The organism is Paenibacillus protaetiae, assembly GCF_004135365.1.
Taxonomy (GTDB): Bacteria; Bacillota; Bacilli; order Paenibacillales; family Paenibacillaceae; genus Paenibacillus_AP; species Paenibacillus_AP protaetiae.
Genome location: NZ_CP035492.1, coordinates 2268332 through 2290202, shown reverse-complemented (window position 1 = coordinate 2290202; position 21871 = coordinate 2268332). Strand labels below are relative to the sequence as shown.

Genomic DNA, 21871 nt, shown 5'->3' with positions numbered 1-21871 from the left:
TCTAATTGAGTTAACGGTAGGCAACGGCAACTGACTTTACAAGCGAAGCTAGCTGATTGGCGGTAAACGTATGTATTGGCCGCTCCAGCCGATACAGGCCAAGGTGGCTAACCATATGAACAGATGCATCGAAATGCCAGTCTTTTAAATCTTCAGCTGATAATAACAAATTACGGAAGGTATGGCGGTACAAGAGATGCATTCCTTCAAGTGTTGAATAAGATATGAGCTTGGGAAGTTCACAATCCAGTTTTGTTAGTTCGAATACACCAGCTAATGGAACAGGAGTGTTTATAAAATTGGATGATACAGGGACCGCATACTTGGTTTCTCTATCAAATAACGGTGAATACCTTTCGGGATTCATTCCGAAAGCAGCAAGGCTTTCCTGCCACAATTTTTGTTGGGGATAGGCAGGCATGACCATCGGGTTGTCATTGATCATTTTAATGGCAATGACATCATCTGTGAGCAGCTTGTAGCCTTGTTGAATGAATGCAGATGCAAGCGTTGATTTCCCTTGACCTGAATCACCAACGAAGGCGTAGGCTTTGTCTTGTATCACGATGGCGCTTCCGTGAAGAGCTACTATTTGTTTTTGGTGCAAGATAGCCCCCATGCAAGTTCCCAAAACGTATAGTCTGATTCGATCCAGGTTCTCTTGTTTGTCAGGATAAACGGAGATCATATCGCCATTTTCAATAACAAAACAAGCTACTTCAGGAACATAAAATGCAAAGTATCCTTTTTTGATCTGATAGCTGGTACGATTTTGAATAAATTCATTAAGCTTTCTGGAAAGATTTTCATATCTGATGGTCACATCGATATCACTAATAGGGCTATCTGCCATTATTAACTCCGGTAGCAAAATATCACTTTGAATGGTTTGGCCAAATGCTTGATAAAACAGAGTTTGAGATATTGATTGGGACAATGAAGATCCTCCGTTCCGTCATAAAAATAGGAGCCTTATACCATAATTAGCGTATAAGGGCTCCTTGGTAAGTATAAAGTGCATCAGCTTGGTGTGTGAAAGATAGTGTCATCATCATCCGGTTGCACTGCATCCGGAATTTCATGGCCTTTGCCGGACAAAGTTTTACGAACATCAAGGATTTCTAACACTGGAACATCCCATGTTTTTTTCATATTTTTTCACCTCCCTTCAAAATTGATTTGCAAATCGGTAGACAATCAAACTTCTCATCAGAAGTTTGATTGTAATGCTGTAAGCCTGATCAGAAGATAAACCGTTCCTGGCTTTGTTAATTTCATTTTTGATGACAGCCATATTTAAATATTGATTCATTCGTGGATCCAAGCTCATCTGATCAAGTTCTGAAATAAACGTTTTCCATTCTTTTGTCATGCGGTGTAAGGAATCAGCTGCCTGGATTCCTCTTGTGCGTTGATTTAAGCGTATAGAATCGGGTAGTACATTTTTTGTCGAGCGTCTGACAAGTGCACGATCCATTCCTTGTTGAATGTATTGCTCCATAGGCAACGAGAGGCAAAAGCGAATGACTCTCAAATCATTTGTTGGATCATGTGTGCGCAATGAATATTGCAATGACAGTTTACAAGAACTCATGCCAGTAGAACTCCATGTATGAACATGTTTGAAGTGTTGATGCCTTGCTTTTTCCATGTCATTTGGCCAAGCTATCTCTAAAGAATCTACTGCAGACAGTCCTTTTGACTTAGCGAATTCTTCATTTATTAGCGGAGGAAACTCGGGACTGGCCGATGTATTGAAATGAAAGAATGGAAATGCTTGTTTTCCTATTGCTTTGTATAAGCGAGTGCGTGAAATGCCTGTATTATGACTATAAAATTTCACTTCTTTAGCGAATTTGTACCATTTGAGATGGCGTAAAAGTTTAGCGTAATAAGGCCGAGCCGATCCCCAGGAGATACTGTGGTTTCCTCTGAACCCATTTAGAAGAACACCTATATTAAGCTTATTTGCTTCTTCATATATTCCCTTAAGCCAAAATGAGTTTTCAAAAAATTTATATGGACTTTCCAATACATTAAGAAGTACGTCGATTTCTGAATAGGGGTTGGAGTCACTGAAGTCAAGAAAATGAGCGTTCATATTTCCTGCATAACGTATAGTTTCAAGGATGAGTGGTCTTTCGTCAGCAATTCGGTGTTTGGCGGTCCAGTCAACGAATGAGTCAGTAGGCACATAACTGAAGGTGTGCAACTGACGCTGTTCCTTTTGTAATGCGTGAGCTGCAAAGCTTGCAACTGAACCTGAATCGAGGCCTCCGCTTAAATGAGAGCCTATAGCACGATTTGTTCTAAACCTTGCAGTTACAGCATTTTGAAAAACTTCTCGAAAAGCTTCTTCATATTCCTCAGATGAGCTTAACTTTAAAGGTTTAATATTTGCCAAACTGTCATACTTCTGGATATGTATTTGATCAAAAGATACCGTAATGGTATGGGATGGAGGAAGTTGCATAATGTTTTGATATACTGAATTGGACTGATTTGGCTGATCTATCCAACTTTTTACAGAAAGATATTCTGCCAACCATTGCTCATTCAACTTTTTTTCAACATATGGAAGCTCAAGTAAAGGTTTTATGAGGGTGCAAAAGGAAAAAAAATTATGATCTTGATGGTAATAAAGTGTTCTTGCACCGCTGAAGTCTCTGGCACCGAATAGGTGTTGCCTGTTTTCATCCCAAATCATAAAGGCAAAATCACCGACTAAATGAGGCACCATCATACTTCCCCAGTGCTCGTAAGCTAGCAGCAGTAGTTCACTGTCTGTCATAGTATCTCTTATAAAAAGAGGCACTTGGAGCTTCTCAAAAAGTTCGCTTCGATTATCAATAATGGCATCAGAGGTAATGGCAAGCCTGCGGACATTATCATAATAGGGCAAGATTTCATGAATAGATTGAAGGGTAATCCATTGAGTGTGGCAGCCTAGAAATATAGGGTTATTATGCCATTTGGCGGTGTTATCGGCTGGGATAATTCTCATTGCATTCATTATTAAGGCGACATTTTCTTCTGGGACATCCGCACCGTTCTTGCAAAGTATACCTGATATAGCACTCAACGTTTGGCTCCCTCGCTTATCATTAGATGGAAAGAAGTTGTAGTACATACTTGCTACATTTCGTATCTATTTCATCCTCATTATACATAAATGATTTGATTATTTCTGTCGTATTATATTGCTGAAAATCCACTATTTTAAGAGATTTGTGTCGAAAAATAAGAAACACAAATAAGAGTTTAGAAAAAACGATACTTAAAGGTAACAAATACTAAAATAAGTAACGCCAGAAGACAGAAGAAGGTTTCTACGAGTGAATCGTTCAGACTGTTTCTGGCACTAATGATGCACACTAACAATTTTCATGATCCTTCATCGCTGAAATAACCGTCCAGTAATTTCAAGAGCAAATGGTCATTATTAGTGTTAATGGAACAGAATCTACATACCATCAATTCAGCCCCGACATTATCAAGGGGACAGAAAAATACATTATAGTTAGTTGTTTTTTTAGACATTAAACATACTCGTTTCCATTCACCGGCTTTAAGTTCTACCTCCATTGCAGAAGCAGAAGGTTCACCCAATTCTACTCTTACGGATGTGTCAATATTAGATTTTAAATTTACTGCAACACCTGTAAAAATTTTAGCAATGCCATTAGGAAAAACATTGGCTGCGTAAATTGCAGCTTTATCTGTACCAACAGTCAGAGAAGTATTGAATTTAATAGCTTGTACTAAACCCTATATATCGTAGATTTTTTTATTGTTTTTTCTTTTAAAAAAATGGAAGGATTCGGGTATTCTGTGCCGATTGACTCTGGGCAGCCTCCAATAATGTAGTTCGTTAAACAGTCGAAAAAGGAAAAAGAACATACTTTGTTGGCTAATGGTATAGAAGAAAAAAATAATTTCCTGATACATGATGTAATAGTGCCCCAACAACATTACTTGCCATTGTTAAACTGTAAAATGTATTTGAATTGCCGCCTGTGAAGGATTGTTCACTTGTACCTGCATTTATATATATTCCAATGTTGTTATTGAATAATATCAAATTATAGAACTGATTAAACTGCGACTGATTCAAGTTCAATTCCTGTATCTTGACAATTTTCTACTGTACAATCGTAAAAATATAAATTGATCGCATTGAAAATCTTCATTCCTACTACATTTTTATTCAATCCATTAACTCTTATGCCTTTAAATGTAGTTTTATCGTTACGAACTTGATAGGTGGGGAATTCAAACATATTGAAATTATTGGCTATTTCTGTTGGTTTAAAAACCGTATTACTGCCACAAACTATACTTATTTTAGTTTTAGTTTTATAGTCTGGTTAATTAAATAATCTCCATCAGGCACAAAAACCGTACCTCTGGTTAAACTATTTATTGCGTTCTGTAGAATAGTGGTAATATCTGAATTAGGAGAGGAATTGTATGGAGGTTGAGAAATGTTGATCCAATTCGGAGCATGTATTGCCTGAGTACTTATTATATCAATTTGGTTAATGTTATTAGCAACATTATTTATAAGGGGGATTAAATCTGTCTTAGTTACTCCATTTTTTGTTGTCATATCATAATCGATTCCTTTTTCTCCTACTGCCACATTATGGAATTTTCCTATATACTGAGCATTGGAAAGAGGGCCAATTTGAAAAGTAGCCCTAGATGGATTTATTGTTAGGATATCATCATCTATAACAGTATGAATATCTCCAGTTGCATCTATTATGATCAACTTGTTGCCGTTTAATTCCATTAATGTACTGTATGGTGAACCATCCGCCTTTAAATTATAAACTTCTTTTGATACTTTTGCTATAGGAATTATTATAAAATCACTATTATTTAATCTTTTAGATAGTGTGAGACTATTTCTGCTTATTAGTAAATGCAGCATTGTGCCTAAATCAAATGCACCACCTTGGAGTATCATTACAATATTATCATTTATTCCAGAGGTGATACCTTCCATTTCACTAAAGCTAAAAGTGGATTCCATATGTTTTATTGTTTTGCCGTAGTCTACACTAGCATAAAAATTCAACCCATCAGAGATAAGTTCACAGCATTAAAAGAAGCCTGTCCTTTAGGACAGGCTTCTTTTAGCAACTTAAACCTTCAAATCTTAATTACTTCTTAACCGTCTTGTTATAGTTCCCGATCTTCTCCGTGATCGCTTTTGCTGCCGAGTCTAGAGCAGCTTTAGCGTCTTTGCCGTTAAACGTTTCTTCTACTGCGCTTTCGACGAGCTGGCGGGCTTCAGGGAAGACACCGATTACGGCGCCTTGGGTTGCGGTCGTCAGATTAGTAGCATGGAGCTGGTCAACCGCTGTTTTGAATTGAGGGTATTTGGCCATATTGTCGATGACGCTTTGCTGTTCATAGGCTTTGGTTGTAATCGGGAAGTAACCTGTGCTGATGTGCCAGTAAGCTTGCGATTCCGGCTGCGCCAGGAATTTGATGAACTCCCATGCCGCTTTTTGCTCGGCTTCCGGCTTATTGTTCAAGATCCACAAGCTGGCGCCGCCAACGACAACGCCGCCTTGATCCGATGCGGAAGCCTTCGGCAGGAAGGCGGTTCCGACTTCGAAGTTGCTGCCGGCTCCGTCCACAATACCGCGCAGGGATGCGGTGGAATCCAGCGTCATGCCGATTTGTCCGGCAAGGAAAGCTTTTTTCGTATCATCGGTTTTGCGTCCGAGGTTGATGGCGGCTTTGCTGTCGATCAGGTCCTTCCACCATTTCAGCGTATTTACTGCCGCATCGCTGTTAACCAGCGATTCCGTAGCAGTACCGGTGCGGCCGTTGCCATTGTTCACGAATTCTTTGCCTTGGTTCGCCAGCAGCTGCTCCATGAACCAGCCGTAGATCGCAAAGGATGCGCCGGATTTGCCGGTTTTGTTCGTAATAGCCAAAGCGTCCTGCTTTACTTCATCGAATGTAGCCGGCGGTTTCTCCGGATCAAGACCCGCTTCTTTGAACAGGTTTTTATTGTAATAGAGGATCGGATTGGACGTGTTAAAAGGCATCGAATACAGCTTGCCGTCAAACGTATAGTAGCCGGCAATGTTTTTTTCGATTTGCGACAGGTCGTAACCTTCCGCATCAATAAAATTTTGTACCGGCGTAATGGCCCCGGAGTCGATCATATAACGGGAACCAATCTCGTAAACCTGAATAAGCGACGGACCGCTTTTGGAATCCATGGACGCTTTCATTTTGTTTAAGCTTTCGTCATAAGCCCCTTGATACACTTCTTCCACTTGAATATCAGGATGCGTTTCGTTAAATTGCTTGACGAGTTCCGTCGCCGCTTTGCCGACTTCGCCTCCCATGGAATGCCACCAGGTGACTTTAATTGGCGTGTTGGTGCCAGTTGCAGATGTACTGCCGCCTGCTGCGGTTTGTGCTGTCGGCTCGGTTGTCGCAGCATCCTTCGTATTCGTAGAGCCGCTTCCCGTTGTTGTATTCGCCGAATTGCTGCAAGCTGCCAAAACGACCATAATGGCTGCCGTTGCGAGCGGAATCAGCACTTTTTTGTTACCCATTGTGTTCTCTCCCTTATTTATATTTGGAAGCGCCTGTTGGCGCAAGTCCACATGAATGAAGCAGGCATCAGCCTTTGACAGCGCCTGCGGCAATCCCTCGAACAAGCTGTTTTAAGCCAAAAACAAGAATGAGCAGAGAGGGCAGCAGCATGAGCGTGATGCCGCACAAAACGAGGTTCCATGCGGTTACTTCCTCGAATTGCAGCATGCTGACGCCAATTTGCACCGTTCGCATGCCATCGCTGTTAGTTACCAGCAGCGGCCATAAATACGTGTTCCAGGCTTGCAGGAAAGAATAAACAGCGAGCGTAGCGATAATCGGGCGGGACAAGGGCAATACAATCCCGGCAAAATGCCTTCCGTGCGAGCAGCCGTCCATTCGGGCGGCCTCATACAGCTCGCGCGGCAGCTGCAAAAAGTATTGGCGGAGCAAAAAGACGCCAAAAGCCGATGCGAGAAACGGGACGATAAGCGCGCTATAGGTGTCAAGCCATCCCCAAGCTTTGACCGTTAAATAGTTAGGGATGATTGTCACTTCCCACGGAACCATCATCGTGGATAAAAACAAGGCAAACCAGAATTTGCTGCCGATAAACCGGATGTATACAAACGCATAAGCTGCAAGGCTTGCAATGATCACTTGTCCGGTCATAATAGCGGCCGAGACAACAAAACTGTTCCCGATAAAGGAACCGATCGGAACAAGTTCCATTACTTTGCGGACTCCTCCCAGATAGAGGCTGGATGGAAACAGCTTAGGCGGATAAGCGCTTGCTTCTTCCGTTGTCATAAACGTTTGAAGAATAGCGTACAGCACCGGGTAAACGACCAGGATGGCTGCTGCAGTCAGCAGCACATAAACAACAGCAGGACGAATCAGACGCTGAATGATCATTGATAATGCACCTTCTTTTCAAGAAACAGGAATTGAATGGCGGTCAGCAGCAAAATAATGGCGAACAGCACGAGCGAAAGCGCACTGCCGGTACCGAACTGGTAATTCATAAACGCTTCGCGGTAGATGGAATATACGAATACGTCTGTAGCTCCCGCCGGCCCGCCTTTGGTCAAAATATGAATTTGTCCAAATGACTGGAATGCGCTCATAACCGAAAGTACGATCAGAAAAAAAATCGTAGGCGACAGCAGCGGAAGCACTATGCGAATGAACGTGCGAACTGGGCCTGAGCCGTCGATTTTAGCGCTTTCTATGATGTCTTCCGGAATGCTCTGCAATCCGCTCAGCAAAATGATGAAATGAAGGCCGGAGTTCATCCAGACGGTCATAATTGCGATAGAAACAAGCGCCCAAGCATCGTCCGTCAGCCACTGGACCGAAGAGAAGCCTAGCTTGTTCAGGAAGTAATTCAGCATGCCCATTGTAGGATGGAACAAGATCATCCATATCACAGACGAGGTGCTCACCGACATGGCGACCGGTACCGAAAACAGAAACTGGAACAGCCGCATGCCGCGAAGTTTTGTATGGACAAGCCCGGCCGTTACGATACCGATCATTATGCCGGCCGGAACCGTATATAAAGCGTAATAGACCGTAACCTTAAGGCTGTTCCAGAATACGGAAGACGACAATAAGTGGGAGTAGTTGTCCAGACCGACAAAAGCTGCGATTCTTCCTCTCGGATCGGTTAAGTGAAAGCTTAAGTAAACCGACTGCACAAGCGGATAAAATAAAAAGATGCCAAACAACACAAGCGAAGGGGCTAAAAAAAAGTAACCCAGCACGTGATCCTTCCACCGGCGGCGAAAGGAGGCAGGAATATGCTCTTTGATTGCGGGTCTTTGCGGCGCGGATTGCAAGTTAACCTCTTGCCTGGTTATAGCCATAGCTTCCATCCTCTCTTAACGAAAATCTATTGTTAGGGTAAAGATAGAATGTTAGAGGCATGTCAGTGGGAATTGAAGAAACTGTAAAAAAGAGAAAATTCGGGGCAAAATAAAAAGCAGGCCGGGAACGGCCTGCTGAAGGATGCTGCTTTTACTGGAAAAACAATTTGATTTCACGCTCTGCGCTTTCATCGGAATCCGATCCGTGAATAATGTTGGAGGACACGTCCATCGCAAGATCGCCGCGAATCGTTCCTGGCTCGGCATCTGCCGGATTGGTTTTGCCGATCAGGGAGCGGGCATTCTTCACTGCGTCCTTCCCTTCCAGTACCATGGCAAATACCGGACCGGAAGTAATGAAGTCGACCAAATCACCGAAGAAAGGGCGCTCTTTATGCTCGCCATAGTGCGTTTCAGCCAAGGAACGCTCAATTTGCATCAGCTTAGCTTCTTTAATTTTGAATCCTTTGCATTCAAAACGGGCAACGATTTCTCCAATCAGGCCGCGTTCTACTCCATCCGGTTTAACCATAACAAACGTACGTGACATGTATACTGTGTCCTCCTAAATAGGTGAATGTAAATTTCCGCGCTTCGGTTTCCTTTTATTTATCGCGAAGCAGCGGTTTGTTAGGCAAATAGTGCAATGTTCTAATGTAGCGAACGGTCCGGGTTTGAGCACGCATAACCATGGAATGAGTTTCTGCACGCTGATCCGGGAAATAACGGACGCCGCCAAGGAATTCCCCAGGTGTTACACCTGTTGCGGCAAACATGACGTCGCTGGTGCCAACCATGTCATCCACATGAAGCAGTTTCCTTGGGTCGGTAAGGCCCATCGACAAGCACCGTTCATATTGTTCTTCATTTTCTGGCAGCAAGCGGCCTTGAAGTTCACCGCCTAAACATTTAAGAGCAGCTGCAGCAAGCACGCCTTCAGGAGCGCCGCCCGATCCGACATACAGATCGATGCCGGTTTCCGGGAATGCCGGCGCCATCGCTCCGGCTACATCACCATTGGACAGGAACTTGATGCGCACACCCATTCTGCGGAGTTCCGTAATCATCTGTTCATGCCGTTCGCGGTCCAGAAGCATAACGGTCAAATCCGAAACCGGTTTGCCAAGCGCAAGAGCGGCTTTCTCCACTGTTGTGTGGATGGGGTCATCAAGGCTTAATTTGCCTGCCAGAGCCGGGCCAACCGCCAGCTTTTCCATATACATATCGGGAGCATGGAGAAGCTGTCCTTTTGGTGCAACGGCCAGTACAGCAAGCGCGTTGTTCAAGCCTTTAGTTACAAGTTCTGTGCCTTCCAGCGGATCTACGGCTACATCTACTTCAGGTCCATTCATGCTGCCAACCTGCTCACCGATGTAGAGCATAGGCGCTTCATCCATTTCCCCTTCGCCAATGACTACCGTTCCTTGAATCGATACGGTGTCGAACATTCGGCGCATGGCCTCTGTAGCCGCACCATCGGCGGCGTTCTTGTCGCCGCGTCCCATCCATGGGGCAGAAGCCAAAGCGGCCAGCTCGGTTACCCGAATAAGCTCAAGTGAAAGTTCGCGTTCCATTTGCTATACACCCTCTCATATAAAAGCGTCGGCTTGACCGGGCTTTCTGAGCCCTAGGCCTGCCTCAGCAAGCTATAGTCGAAAGCTTCGCTCGCATTATCAGTGCTGCTTATAAACGGGCATCTACTTTCGTTGTTGCCATTTGAACAAATTCCATACCTGTCCACTAGCGATAAAGCCAATTCATTATAATACCGGCCGTTTCCTCAATAGCCCGGTTCGTTACATCAATAACAGGACAGCCAAGCGATTCCATGATTTCGGATGCATAGTTCATTTCCTCCATAATGCGTTCGAGCGACGCATAATGGCTTGGAGCCGGAAGGCCAAGCGCTTTTAACCGCTCCGTTCGAATGCCGAGAAGCTGTTCGGGATTCATCGTCAGACCAACGATAAGCCTTCCCGGACCGGTTGTCAGCTCCGGTGGAACTTTCACCTCCGGCATCAGCGGAAGATTAGCGGTCCGTATGCCTTTATGGGACAAGAAGATGCTTAACGGCGTTTTCGATGTGCGGGATACGCCAATCAGCACAACTTCCGCTTGCGTGAAGCCCCGCGCATCTTTACCGTCATCATAACGGACAGCGAACTCAATGGCCTCCATCCGGCGGATGTAATCGGCATCGATGGAATGCAGCAAGCCGGGCGTCCGTTTCGGGAAGCTGCCGAACGTATCAATGAAAGCTTCCATCATCGGCCCCATGACATCTACAGCAGGAACGCCCTGCCGCACAGCTTCCAGCCGCATCGCTTCACGAAGTTCAGGCAGGACAAGCGTGTAGCTGATGAAACCGCCATGAGCGGCTGCTTCTTTCACAATTTCCGCAATTTCATCTTCGGTCTTAATATGGCCGTACCGCTTCACCTTTACCGATGTTGAGGATGAGAATTGCCGAAGCGTTGCTTTGGCGACAGCTTCAGCGGTTTCCCCAACCGCATCAGAGCATACATAGATGTACTGCTGCTCCTGATCCTGTAGTGGCATCATAGGCAAGCTTCCCCCTGTTCCGCTGCCGATGCGTCAGACATCAAGCGGACGATGTTGGATTTGGACAGCCAACCGGCAACTTCCGGCAGCTGCATAACATCTGGATTCGGGTTAATAACCGGCAAACAATCCACCTGGTGAAGGAGCATTTTATGTATAGCGCTTAATACAGAGTCATCCGGCAGAACCGTTACAATATTGGGATAACGGGTCATTACCAGGCTGATCGGAATCGCAGCGGCAGATGAATTGCCGAGAGTGATTTTCAGCAAATCCTTAGGTGTAACGATACCCACAAACCGTTTGTGATCATTCACAATGAGGAGCGTGTCGGCATTTTCGGTAAACAATGTAATAACCGCGTCATGAACGGACAGCTTATCTGGAATATTTACAGGAATCCCCATCACTTCTCGAACCGTAATCGATTGAAAAAGCCGCGCGGACCTGTTCCCCGTATCCAGTACATTTCCGAGGAAATAACCAACCTTCGGCTTAGCATCCAGCATGCCCAGCATGACAAGCAGTGACAAATCAGACCTGAGTGTCGGGCGGCTAACGCCTAGATGCTCAGCCAATTGATCGCCGGTAACCGGCGCATGCTTTTTAACCAGATCAAGCAGTTCCAATTGCCTTGTCGTAAGTTGGATAAGCTACTCCTCCTAAGCGCCAATAGAATGACATGAATATCATATTGTCTATCGATTCCGATTAATAATATAGCATATTGAAAAATAGTACACAATATATAGAAAAAACCGTATTATTTGACCTTTCTTTTATGTCTCTGGCTTGTCCCGAAAACAATACGACACACTACATAAGCAAACAGGATGCCTGCGGAATCATTTATGATGTCATATATCCGTCCGCCACGGAAGAAAAACAACTGCAGCACCTCCGTTAAAGCTGCGTACATTACAGAATACAAGAAAGCAGACTTATATTTGCCAAAGTTCGACGCCAGTACCCCAAGCAATCCGAATCCGACAAAATGGCCGATTTTGCGCGTAACCCATTCCGAATCGTCAAACTCAAAGTCCAGCTTGAACAGTTCCGACCAATCGGGATGAGAGTTGTGGACGAAATGAATGTAGTGCTCCGTGATTAGTTGGTGGAAATTGAAGGAGCAAGTGAAGATGAACAGGGCGATTGCCCAGATGATTGTAAGTGTGATGCGCACGTGGATCCTCCTTTTGTGAAAACGCTTCTATTATATAGTAGAAAACTATAACCCCTGAAACCAAATATATGCAAGTTAAGGGTATAGACGAAAGGGGAATGGATGGCGAGCTGTTGATCTATTGCAAACGTTACCATTGAATGAATTGATACATTTTGTGTCAAACAATTGAAAACAATTGAAATAAGGGTTGACATGTTACATTCTGTATCTTAAAGTAGTGGATGTAAACAATACATATTGTATCATTTGATTGTGACATATCCTGTAATCTTGTTTATTTTTGTCGGACGTTATATTGGAATATAGGTTTAACTACCTATCATATTAGAATTGAGCGGGGGTTTTTAGGGCTATGGAACTGAAACAATATTTTAAGATTATGGCTAAGAAGTGGTGGCTTATCGCATTGATTGTCTTTGCAGGGGTTACTGCTGCAGCAATTAAAAGCACTGTTTTAACAACACCTATATATTTTGCTAACTCAAAAATTATTGTCAATCAATCCAATGGGACTAATGATCAAGTGACTTCTGTTAATGTAGGCAACATTCAGACTAGTTTTTATTTAATTAATTCTTACAAAGAAATTATTAAGTCAGAGGCTATTATGGACAAAGTAGTGGAGAAGTATCCTGATTTAAATGCTAGCCCTGGGGAAATTGCAGCTAAAATATCGGTGACTGCAGCTAGTAACTCTCAGGTTATGAATTTATCTTATCAGGATTATTCTTATAAAAAAGCAGCTGATATTGTGAACGCAGTAGCTGAAGTGTTTAAAGATCAAATTCCAAATATTATGAGTATTGACAACATAACGATATTAACAAAGGCGGATCCTGAGGCAAATCCTTCACCAATTAATTTTAATCCAATTATGAATATTATAATCAGTTTTATTATCTCACTTATGATTGCAATCGGAATTGTTTTTTTCATTGATTATCTGGACGATACTTTGAAGACGGAGAACGAAGTTGGAGAGCTGCTCCAGCTCCCGGTTCTAGCTGTTGTAGGGAAGATTTCTAAAGATGATTTAAAAGCCTCGCGCAAAATGGTTGTAAATAACAACAAACAAGTAGGTGACACTTCATATGCGACGCTCAATCAATGACAGCAGTTTAATTGTAACTGTTAATCCCAAATCACCGATTTCCGAAGTGTATAGAACTTTAAGAACAAATATTCAATACAGTTCATTAGAGCATTCGTTACAAATCATAATGGTTACGTCATCAGTGGCCGGTGAAGGCAAAACCACAACAGTCAGCAACCTTGCAGTTACTTATGCTCAAGAGGGAAAAAAGGTTTTGTTAATCGATGCCGACATGAGAAAGCCCTCTCTTCATCAAGTTTTTGAAAAAACTAACCGACTTGGGTTGAGCACAATATTATCCCATCCATCTTCAATTGAATCAGCAATCCAAGATACTATCATAGACAACTTGTCTATTCTTCCTTCCGGACCTATCCCTGAGAACCCTTCTGAATTATTGTCTTCTGAGAATATGCGAGAATTCTTAACTCAACTGCGAGATAAATACGAAATTGTATTAATTGATACGCCCCCAATATTGGCTGTGATTGATGGGTCAATCATTAGTACTTTATGCGACGGTGTCATCCTAGTTGCTGGTGCGGGCAGAGTGAAGAAACAGCATCTGAACAAAGCAATCAAACAATTAGAACACGTGAACGCATCTATGATTGGCTTTGTACTTAATCAAACAAGTAAGGATGATCAAGATATATTCTATATGAAATATTACGGATAAAACTGCTTCAAAGGTAATGCCTACTAAACCTTTATCATTGGAGGCACTCGGTCACGCTGTGGGTTAAACAAACCTTAGACATAATTGTCGAAGGCGTGACGAGAGGCGGGGTTAAATGCCCCATTTAAAAATTCCAGCTATATTCGTTTTATACAAATGAATATAGCTGGAATTTTTAAAAAAAAATCGAAGGGTAGGGGTTGTAAAAATGAAAAAAGTAAAAAAAGCGATCATTCCTGCAGCTGGTCTTGGCACAAGGTTTTTGCCCGCTACGAAGGCGATGCCCAAAGAAATGCTCCCTATCGTAGATAAACCAACAATTCAATATATTGTTGAAGAAGCAATAGAATCAGGAATAGAAGACATTATTATTGTTACCGGTAAGGGTAAGCGTGCCATTGAAGATCATTTTGATCATGCTTTTGAGCTTGAAAATAATTTGTTCAGCAAAGGAAAATTTGATCTGCTTGATGAAGTACAACGTTCTTCAAACGTTGATATTCACTACATTAGACAAAAAGAAGCTAAAGGACTCGGTCATGCTGTCTGGTGCGCCAGAAACTTTATTGGAAATGAGCCATTTGCTGTTTTGCTCGGAGATGACATTGTTCAAGCAGATACACCGTGCATTCGGCAATTGGCAGAACAATATGAGCAAGTGCAGAAGTCGGTAATAGGCGTACAGACTGTACTTGATAATGAAACACATCGGTACGGAATTGTTGCTCCGGTAAAAAAACTTGGTCGATTATACGAAGTTGAAACTTTTGTTGAAAAACCTGCACCAGGGCAATCTCCATCTAATCTTGCCATTATGGGCAGATATATTTTGACGCCTGATATATTTACATTCCTTGAACAACAAGAAGCTGGTGCTGGAGGAGAAATTCAGCTTACCGATGCAATTCAGAAATTGAATGAAATTCAAGGAGTTTATGCATTCGACTTCCAGGGTACTCGTTATGATGTGGGAGAAAAACTTGGATTTATTATGACAACACTTGAATTCGCTCTTCAAAACCCAGAACTTAGTGTACCTCTATTAGCTAAATTGGAAACAATTGTAGAGCGTGAACACCTAGGTAAAATAAATACCTTAATGAGGTGAATAGTACATGTCTCCTACGCCGCAGCGAAATGATACTGAAGCCGTTATAGAGGGGAATTATACCACTTTTGCTGATGGAAAAACTAGAACTACAGAAAAATATTTAGTGGTGAAACGAATGATGGATTTTACACTAGCTTTTATTGGTTTAGCTTTTTTGTCACCTCTATTTATTATTGTCTCTATTTTGATTAAGTTAGAGGATCCGAAAGGTTCTGTATTCTTTTATCAGACTCGTGTAGGTAAGGACGAAAAACCTTTTCGAATGTACAAATTCCGATCCATGGTAACGAACGCAGAAGAATTACTGGAAAATTTGCTGGATAGAAACGAGATTAAAGGGGCTATGTTTAAAATCAAAGACGATCCTCGAATAACTCGAATAGGAGGATTCATACGGCGTACCAGCATCGATGAGCTGCCTCAGCTTTGGAATGTAATTCGTGGGGACATGTCGTTAGTAGGACCACGTCCCCCTCTGCCGCGTGAAGTAGAAGAATATACAGCATATGATAAAAAACGTTTAAGTATTTTGCCTGGTTGCACCGGTCTCTGGCAAGTCAGCGGTCGAAATCGTCTGGGCTTTAAAGAGATGGTTGAACTTGATTTGGAATATATTCATAAACGCAATATTGGGATGGATATAAAGATCTTGATAAAGACTGCGAGGGCTTTAAGAGGGTCCCAAGATGCATACTAGTTATGAGGAGTTGAATAAATATGGATATTAATTCCACGATCTATGTGGCTGGTCATCGAGGGTTGGTTGGCTCTGCGATAACGAGAGCATTACATAAAAATGGTTACTCGAATACGGTTTTGCGTTCAAGAACTGAATTGGATCTTCAAGATCGCAATTCAGTTTTTCATTTTTTTGAACAAGAAAAAATCGATTACGTATTTCTTGCTGCTGCAAAGGTTGGGGGGATTGTTGCAAACAGTGAATATCCGGCTGATTTTATAAGGGATAATTTGCTTATTCAAACGAATGTAATAGATGCAGCTTACCGTTTTGGAGTAAAAAAGCTTCTATTCTTAGGATCAACCTGTATTTATCCAAAATTTGCACCTCAGCCAATGAAAGAAGAGTACCTATTGACTGGGGAGCTTGAGCCTACGAATCAGCCCTATGCAATTGCAAAAATTGCAGGAATAACTATGTGCCAATCTTATAACAGACAGTATGGAACTAACTATATCTCAGTAATGCCAACGAATATGTATGGCCCAAATGATAACTTTGATCTTAAAACTTCACATGTTCTTCCTGCTCTTATTCGTAAATTTCATGAAGCGAAAGTTAATCACGCAATTCAAGTTGAGGTATGGGGAACAGGCTTACCGCGTCGGGAGTTTCTTCATGCTGATGACTTGGCAGACGCTTGCTTATTTTTAATGAACAATTTTGAGGGAAACGAAATTGTAAATATTGGTGTTGGTGAAGATATCTCAATTAAAGAACTGGCTTACCTAATCAAAGATGTTGTTGGTTATGAGGGAGAAGTCGTATTCAATTCTTCTATACCAGATGGCACGCCGCGAAAACTTGTTGATGTGACAAGGATTAATGAACTCGGCTGGAAAGCTTCAATTCCGCTCGAAGAGGGAATAAGAGCCGTATACGATACGTTTCAAAAGGATTATTTAGTCAGACAATAACAATTTTGAGTGTGGAGGAAGCGATCTAATGACGAAACGTGCAATTGTTACTGGTGTAACGGGACAAGATGGATCTTACTTGGCAGAATTTCTACTAGAAAAAGGGTATGAGGTACACGGGATAATACGTCGAAGTTCTTCCTACAATCAGGAGCGTCTTGAGGATCTGCTCACTGAAGAAGAATCAAATGCATTAGAAAACAATCGCAATTTTCATTTGCATTATGGAGATGTAACTGATGCTCAGAATATTACTCGCTTGATTAGCGAAATCCAACCGGATGAAATCTATAACTTGGCAGCGCAGTCTCATGTGCGAGTTTCGTTTGATATGCCTGGATACACATTAGACGTAGACGGAAAAGGTACTTTAAATATTCTTGAAGCTGTAAGAATATTAGGGCTTTCAGACAAAACTCGTGTATATCAGGCTTCTACGTCCGAGCTATATGGCAAAGTTCAAGAAGTTCCACAAACAGAGAATACACCATTTTATCCTCGTTCCCCTTATGGTGCCGCGAAAATTTATGGGTATTGGATCACTAAAAACTATCGTGAATCTTATAACATGTTTGCAGTTAACGGAATCTTGTTTAACCACGAGTCTGAGCGCCGCGGCGAAACATTTGTCACGCGTAAGATTACACTTGCTGCTGCAAGAATTGCACAAGGCAAACAAAACAAATTGAAATTAGGAAATCTTGATTCTTTACGTGACTGGGGGTATGCCAAGGATTATGTCGAGTGCATGTGGCTTATTCTTCAACATGAAGAACCGGAAGATTTCGTTATTGCAACGGGAGAAATGCACTCTGTACGTGAATTTGTAGAACTAGCATTCAAACAAGTTAATATCGATTTGAAGTGGGTGGGCGAAGGAATCAACGAAAAGGGAATAAGCGTAAAAACAGGTGAAGTAATTGTTGAGATTGACCCGCAGTTATTTAGACCGGCTGAAGTAGAACAACTGTTAGGCAATCCGACAAAAGCCAAAACGTTGCTTGGATGGAATCCTACCAAGACTTCTTTTGAACAACTAGTAAGTGTCATGGTGAATTATGACATGAATAAGGTTAGTCAAGAAACAGTAAGTAAAAAAATGTTTGATGGGGCAGTAGGAATGAATCATTTGAATGCAAACAACAGTCGTGTATTAGCTTAAGCTAAATTTGTTTGATCTGAAGGATGGGGTTTGGTGATGAGTTTTCGAAAACAAAAGTTATTAATTTATGCACATTATTATCATCCGGATGTTGCTTCTACTGGCCAAATATTAAAAGAATTAGCTGAAGGCATGGTTGGCTCATTTGAAATTACTGTGATCTGTGTGGTGCCATCTTACACCGGAACGATTCCTGCTGAATATAAAAAACGGTTATTCTTCAAAGAACAAATAAATGGTGTCAACATTATTCGAGTTCGTGTCCCTGAATTCACTAAAAGCAATAAAATAAGCAGAATTAAAAATATTACAGCTTATTTTGCTGGTGCAATGCTCGCAACATTTAAGGTTAAAAATATGGATTATGTCTATTCCATTTCACAACCGCCGGTTCTAGGTGGTCTACTTGGAGTTTGGGGCAAATGGATGAAGAGGGCAAAATATATTTACAATATTCAAGACTTCAATCCCGAGCAGACAATGGCCATTGGTTATAGCAATAACAAGTTAATACTAAATGCAATGATGTGGTTTGACAAATTCAGTTGCAAAAATGCAGATAAGGTCATCGTGGTTGGGCGTGATATGGTTGAGACGATAAAGGAACGCTTTAAAGGATTAGCAGTTCCTAATCATTCCTTTATTAATAACTGGATTGATGAGAAGGAGATTTATCCTTTGCCGTCTGATCATGAAGAAGTACGAGCTTTTAAGAAAAACTATGACCTGGAAGATAAATTTATCTTTATGTATTCCGGTAATATCGGTCTCTACTACGATCTTGAGAACTTAATGCATGTTATTCAGAAATTCAAAGATAGAGAGGATGTCGTTTTTGCTTTTGTTGGAGAAGGATCAGTCTTGAACAATTTGATTAAATACAAAAGCGATTTCAACCTTACAAATGTGAGATTTATTCCATACCAAAAAAAAACAGAGTTAAACTACAGCTTAAATGCCGGGGACGTTCACTGGTGTATTAATGCAAAAGGGATTAAAGGAGTGTCAGTTCCAAGTAAATTATATGGCATTCTGGCTGCAGGAAAACCAATATTGGGGGTACTAGAGGAAGGCTCGGAAGCGAGAATAATAATTGAAGAAACAAATTCCGGCTATGTAACTGAACCAGGAAATTATAAGGCAGTTGAAGCTATTATCGAACGATTCTTGTATGAAAAAGACACTGATATTCGAACTGAAATGAGTAGACGAGCCAGATCCTTTTTGGTTGACAACTTAACTAAAGATGTATCCATTAATAAATATATACAAGAGATTAGTATTTAACAAAGTAGAGGTCATTACTATGAATAGCAATTGGTTTAAACTTTTAATGAAAGCAACGAGAGTGCAATATGGTGAAAACTTAAAATTAAATGGTGTGCCAGTCGTCTTTAATAAGCAAGGTGCGGAACTGTTAATTGGGGATAATGTAACCATTAATTCCTCATTTCTGTCGAATTTAGTTGGCCTGTATCAGCGAACGATTATCGTGACTAGAACACATGATTCGAAGATTGCAATAGGGAATAATGTAGGTATCTCGGGTGCAACCATTTATGCCAGAACTTCTATAACTATTGGGGAGAATACGCTAATAGGCGGTAATTCCAAAATAATGGATAATGATTTTCATCCAATAGAAGTTGAAGCAAGAAATACAGATATTAAAGAAAAAATTGCTGCAAGGCCGATCGTTATAGGGAAGAACTGCTTCATTGGTTGCAATTCTTTAATATTGAAGGGAACAATTTTGGGAGAAGGTTGTGTAGTTGGGGCAGGGGCAGTTGTAAGTGGAGTCTTCGAGGATAATTGTGTTATTGCTGGAAACCCGGCAAAAGTCATAAAAAGATTATAATCACATTTTGTTTCGTTATGGAAAGGAAATGACCATGGTAGATCTTACTGTAGTAATTCTTACGAAAAATGAGGAAAAAAATTTAAGAAAATGTATTGAATCCTTCCGTGGAATTGCGAAACGGTTTGTAATTATTGATAGCTACAGTACAGATGGAACCGAACAGCTATGTAGAATTCTTGATTCTGAACTACAGGCTAGTGGCAGTAGACTTGACTTTTATGAGAATAAATGGGTTGATTATGCAACTCAGCTAAATTGGGGTTTAGCCAACACGAATATCACAACAGAATGGGCTATGCGAATGGATGCGGACGAAGAATTGATGGAAGACCTCGTTGAAGAAATTAATATGGAGCTGCCTGGTTTAAAGCAAGATATTAATGGTGTCGTCCTTCGTAGAAGGGTCTATTTTATGGGACGTTGGATTAAGCACGGAGGTCGATATCCTGAATTGCTTCTTCGGATATTCCGTACCGGCAAGGCAATGTGTGAACAAAAGATTATGGATGAGCATATGATTTTGTCGGAAGGCAAGCTCATAAATTTTAAGTGTGATTTGATTGATAATAATACGAAAAATTTAGAGTGGTGGACTAACAAGCATAATTGGTATAGCAATCGTGAAGTCCTGGATTACCAAACGACAGTCGATAACTACTTCTCTACGAAAGAAAATTTAATCGAAAACGGACAATCCACAAAACAAGCCAAGAGGAAACGTAAAGTAAAAAATAAGGGATACTATAGATTGCCCAAATTTTTTAGAGCGCATTTGTATTTTTTTTACAGATACTATATTAAGCTAGGGTTTCTGGATGGACCAGAAGGTCGTATATTTCATTTCTTACAAGCCTATTGGTACAGATTCTTGGTCGATGCCAAAATGTATGAATGTGAAAAGTTTGACCGCAAGATGAACCCTCAAGGTGAACTGAAAAGTATAGCAAGTGAATAAAAGGCAGGAGAAAAACAATGACAAACGGCAAGAAAGATATCTTGATTATTATGGGCAGGTACTTACCAGGCTATAAAGATGGCGGACCTGTCCGGTCTATTCAGAACCTTGTTGATTATCTTGGTGAAGAGTATAACTTTAGAATTCTAACTTGCGACAGAGATCATGGAGATACACAAGCATATCCCAATATTAAAGTTAATGATTGGAATCATATAGGGAATGCCCAAGTTTATTATGTTCCACCCAAAGGATTTGGTTACAAGATAATAAGGACATTGACCAATCAAGCGGATCTTGTTTATGTTTGCGGATGCTTTAATGACTATGCAATTAACACATTACTGTTAAAACGTTTAGGTATGATTAAAAAGCCAGTAGTAGTGGCAGCAATGGGATTGTTCTCTCCAATGGAGTTCAAATTAAAATACAGAAAAAAAAAGCTATTTACTACCATTTTTAATCTAACAGGAATGTTTAAAAATATATACTGGTCAGCAACAACACAAATGGAAGTTCAAGAAATTAACCAACAAATAAAAATAAGAAATAATTATTTTATAGCAGAGGATCTCCCGAGAAAAGTTGACAATGAAATCATTATTAAACCCAAAGAAGTTGGAAAATTAAAAGTAGTTTGGATTTCAAGAATTGCACCTAAGAAAAATTTATTAGGTGCAATTAAAATTTTACAACATGTGAAAAGTCAAATTGAATTTACTATTTATGGACCCGTACATGTTCCGGAATATTGGAATATGTGTCTGGAAGAACTAAATAAGCTACCAGCAAATATTGAATGGCGATACGAAGGTGATGTTGAATCGGAGCTAGTTGTAGCCTCCTTGAAAAAACATCACGTTTTTTTATTTCCGACTTTAGGAGAAAACTACGGACATGTTATACAGGAAGCTCTCTCTGCGGGGTGTGCAGCAGTTATTTCTGATCAAACACCCTGGGAATGTTTTGAAGAAAACGGCTTTGGCCATATATTTTCGGTAAATGAAGTAACTAAATTTATTGAAGTAATAGAAAATTATGCGGAAATGGAACAAATGCAATATCAAATTGTTTCATTTAAAGCATTTAATTATGTAAAAGATAAAAGTATTAAAGCATCAAATAATACTGGATATAGAAAAATATTTAATGTTTTTCATTAAAATATAAA

General features: G+C 41.0%; 22 protein-coding genes. 10 read left to right on the top strand and 12 right to left on the bottom strand.

The genetic code is table 11. The annotated features are described in order from the left end of the window. Positions 1 to 10 precede the first annotated feature (10 nt). The 12 genes from ET464_RS10545 to ET464_RS10490 form a co-directional block, all read right to left on the bottom strand. Complete coding sequence (locus tag ET464_RS10545) at positions 11 to 937, bottom strand: phosphoenolpyruvate carboxykinase (ATP) (protein WP_244226496.1); 927 nt, start codon at positions 935 to 937, stop codon at positions 11 to 13. An 83-nt stretch (positions 938 to 1020) separates the two neighbouring features. Next, on the bottom strand, positions 1021 to 1152 hold the full coding sequence (locus tag ET464_RS10540; RefSeq protein WP_129440706.1) for a paeninodin family lasso peptide: 132 nt from the start codon (positions 1150 to 1152) through the stop codon (positions 1021 to 1023). 16 nt (positions 1153 to 1168) lie between these two features. Next, positions 1169 to 3082, bottom strand: a complete 1914-nt coding sequence (locus tag ET464_RS10535) for an asparagine synthase-related protein (protein WP_129440704.1) — start codon at positions 3080 to 3082, stop codon at positions 1169 to 1171. A gap of 1257 nt (positions 3083 to 4339) precedes the next feature. Then, the gene (locus ET464_RS10530) at positions 4340 to 5038 is read right to left on the bottom strand and encodes a hypothetical protein (RefSeq protein ID WP_129440702.1); all 699 of its coding nucleotides are present in this window, start codon (positions 5036 to 5038) and stop codon (positions 4340 to 4342) included. 130 nt (positions 5039 to 5168) lie between these two features. After that, positions 5169 to 6587: an ABC transporter substrate-binding protein gene (locus ET464_RS10525; protein WP_244226495.1), complete on the bottom strand. Its 1419-nt coding sequence runs from the start codon at positions 6585 to 6587 to the stop codon at positions 5169 to 5171. A 67-nt stretch (positions 6588 to 6654) separates the two neighbouring features. Next, complete coding sequence (locus tag ET464_RS10520; protein WP_425271768.1) at positions 6655 to 7476, bottom strand: carbohydrate ABC transporter permease; 822 nt, start codon at positions 7474 to 7476, stop codon at positions 6655 to 6657. 2 nt (positions 7477 to 7478) lie between these two features. Continuing rightward, the gene (locus tag ET464_RS10515) at positions 7479 to 8435 is read right to left on the bottom strand and encodes a carbohydrate ABC transporter permease (RefSeq protein ID WP_208543849.1); all 957 of its coding nucleotides are present in this window, start codon (positions 8433 to 8435) and stop codon (positions 7479 to 7481) included. A gap of 151 nt (positions 8436 to 8586) precedes the next feature. After that, positions 8587 to 8985 carry a nucleoside-diphosphate kinase gene (ndk, locus tag ET464_RS10510; RefSeq protein WP_129440696.1) on the bottom strand — a complete coding sequence of 133 codons (399 nt, stop codon included), beginning with the start codon at positions 8983 to 8985 and terminating at the stop codon, positions 8587 to 8589. A 55-nt stretch (positions 8986 to 9040) separates the two neighbouring features. After that, complete coding sequence (glpX, locus tag ET464_RS10505; RefSeq protein WP_129440694.1) at positions 9041 to 10009, bottom strand: class II fructose-bisphosphatase; 969 nt, start codon at positions 10007 to 10009, stop codon at positions 9041 to 9043. Between the two features lie 166 nt (positions 10010 to 10175). Continuing rightward, positions 10176 to 10997 carry a pyruvate, water dikinase regulatory protein gene (locus ET464_RS10500; protein ID WP_244226494.1) on the bottom strand — a complete coding sequence of 274 codons (822 nt, stop codon included), beginning with the start codon at positions 10995 to 10997 and terminating at the stop codon, positions 10176 to 10178. Further along, complete coding sequence (locus ET464_RS10495) at positions 10994 to 11626, bottom strand: helix-turn-helix transcriptional regulator (protein ID WP_244226493.1); 633 nt, start codon at positions 11624 to 11626, stop codon at positions 10994 to 10996. The genes ET464_RS10500 and ET464_RS10495 overlap by 4 nt, the downstream gene beginning before the upstream one ends. 134 nt (positions 11627 to 11760) lie before the next feature. Continuing rightward, positions 11761 to 12180 carry a VanZ family protein gene (locus ET464_RS10490; protein WP_165279973.1) on the bottom strand — a complete coding sequence of 140 codons (420 nt, stop codon included), beginning with the start codon at positions 12178 to 12180 and terminating at the stop codon, positions 11761 to 11763. A 355-nt stretch (positions 12181 to 12535) separates the two neighbouring features. On the opposite strand from ET464_RS10490, the gene ET464_RS10485 reads away from it, so the two are divergent. The 10 genes from ET464_RS10485 (at position 12536) to ET464_RS10440 (ending at position 21863) form a co-directional block, all read left to right on the top strand. Further along, on the top strand, positions 12536 to 13294 hold the full coding sequence (locus tag ET464_RS10485) for a YveK family protein (RefSeq protein ID WP_129440690.1): 759 nt from the start codon (positions 12536 to 12538) through the stop codon (positions 13292 to 13294). After that, a complete protein-coding gene (locus ET464_RS10480) occupies positions 13275 to 13955 on the top strand; it encodes a CpsD/CapB family tyrosine-protein kinase (RefSeq protein ID WP_129440688.1) in 681 nt (226 codons plus the stop codon). Before ET464_RS10485 ends, ET464_RS10480 begins: the two co-directional genes overlap by 20 nt. 208 nt (positions 13956 to 14163) lie before the next feature. Further along, positions 14164 to 15063, top strand: coding sequence for a UTP--glucose-1-phosphate uridylyltransferase GalU (gene galU / locus ET464_RS10475; protein ID WP_129440686.1), 900 nt, complete (start codon positions 14164 to 14166; stop codon positions 15061 to 15063). A gap of 7 nt (positions 15064 to 15070) precedes the next feature. Then, a complete protein-coding gene (locus ET464_RS10470) occupies positions 15071 to 15763 on the top strand; it encodes a sugar transferase (RefSeq protein WP_129440684.1) in 693 nt (230 codons plus the stop codon). Between the two features lie 20 nt (positions 15764 to 15783). After that, positions 15784 to 16722 carry a GDP-L-fucose synthase family protein gene (locus ET464_RS10465; protein ID WP_129440682.1) on the top strand — a complete coding sequence of 313 codons (939 nt, stop codon included), beginning with the start codon at positions 15784 to 15786 and terminating at the stop codon, positions 16720 to 16722. Positions 16723 to 16750: 28 nt separating this feature from the next. Then, a complete protein-coding gene (gene gmd, locus ET464_RS10460; RefSeq protein WP_129440680.1) occupies positions 16751 to 17884 on the top strand; it encodes a GDP-mannose 4,6-dehydratase in 1134 nt (377 codons plus the stop codon). 36 nt (positions 17885 to 17920) lie between these two features. Beyond that, positions 17921 to 19171: a glycosyltransferase family 4 protein gene (locus tag ET464_RS10455; RefSeq protein ID WP_129440678.1), complete on the top strand. Its 1251-nt coding sequence runs from the start codon at positions 17921 to 17923 to the stop codon at positions 19169 to 19171. A gap of 19 nt (positions 19172 to 19190) precedes the next feature. After that, on the top strand, positions 19191 to 19742 hold the full coding sequence (locus ET464_RS10450) for an acyltransferase (protein WP_129440676.1): 552 nt from the start codon (positions 19191 to 19193) through the stop codon (positions 19740 to 19742). A gap of 28 nt (positions 19743 to 19770) precedes the next feature. Continuing rightward, positions 19771 to 20700 carry a glycosyltransferase family 2 protein gene (locus ET464_RS10445; protein ID WP_208543848.1) on the top strand — a complete coding sequence of 310 codons (930 nt, stop codon included), beginning with the start codon at positions 19771 to 19773 and terminating at the stop codon, positions 20698 to 20700. A gap of 17 nt (positions 20701 to 20717) precedes the next feature. Then, positions 20718 to 21863, top strand: coding sequence for a glycosyltransferase family 4 protein (locus tag ET464_RS10440; RefSeq protein ID WP_129440674.1), 1146 nt, complete (start codon positions 20718 to 20720; stop codon positions 21861 to 21863). Positions 21864 to 21871: the final 8 nt, after the last annotated feature.